The following is a 1020-nucleotide window of genomic DNA, read 5'->3' as shown; positions in this document are numbered from 1 at the left end:
ATTCATCGATAATTTCCTGAGGTGATCTCGCAATCCACGGCCACGGTGGTGTCGGGCACCCCCGTGGCTGAACCCAACGCGCTGTCGCTAGCGCGTCATTCGCCCTGATGCCCGAGGGCGTCCTCGCTCACGCCATCGGCCATATCGGCCATGACCCGCTCGATGGCTGGCAACGCAGCGGTTCTGAACGCTTCGATATCCGGTTCGATGATGGTCATGCCCTGCTCTTCCAGCGCGCCGAGGTAGTACTCGTCCAGCTCGCGCTCACGCTCGGAGCCATGGGCTCGCGCCACGTGAATGGCCTCTTCGATCAGCGCTTGATCGTCTTCTTCCAGGCCGTCCCACCACCGCGAACTGGCCACCCAGTTCCACGGGAACTGCACGTGGCTGGTCAGAATGATGTGGTCCTGCACTTCCCATAAGCGCCGGGTATATGGCGAAGAGAGCGAGTTTTCATGGCCATCTACCTGGCGCGTCTGCATGGCCAGATAGATCTCCGGAGCAGGCACGTTGACCACCTGAGCACCGATCTCTTCCCACACCGTTAGCCACACCGGCAACGAAGGCAGACGCATGCGGAAACCGCGCAGGTCTTCAGGGGTTTCGATGGCCTTGTTGGCGGTCATGTGGCGCGGACCACGATGCTGGGTGCCAAAGTACTTGAGCCCGCCCTGGTTTTCGGCCTGCTCGATCAACGCCTGCCCAGAGGGGCTCTCCATGTACGCATCCACCTCTTCCCAGGTGGCAAACACGAATGGCACGGTAATGGCGTCGTACTCAGGCGCATACTGCTGTCGCCAGTTCCCGCCGGTAATGGAAAGCTGGGTTTGCCCCAAGTTGAGCAATTCCAGAATGGCATCCTCGCCTCCTAGCGAGCCCGCCAGGAAAGGGCGAACGTTGAAGCGGCCCGGCGCCTGCTCTTCCAGGTACTCCGCAAAGCGCTCCACGGCGGCGCTTTCGGAACCGCCTTCGCTCATGGTGTTGTTGACTTGGATTTCAATCGGGTTAGCCAGAACGAAC

The 1020-nt window shown here is 60.9% G+C and carries 1 protein-coding gene; it reads right to left on the bottom strand.

Features of this window, described 5'->3' with window-relative positions; genetic code table 11:
* Positions 1-95: 95 nt before the first annotated feature.
* Positions 96-1020 (bottom strand): TRAP transporter substrate-binding protein (locus tag FYJ24_RS12530; RefSeq protein ID WP_154546744.1); only part of this gene is annotated, 925 nt, incomplete at its 5' end.

The organism is Scrofimicrobium canadense (genome assembly GCF_009696615.1).
Lineage (GTDB): Bacteria > Actinomycetota > Actinomycetes > Actinomycetales > Actinomycetaceae > Scrofimicrobium > Scrofimicrobium canadense.
This window is presented reverse-complemented; position numbering and strand designations above follow the sequence as displayed.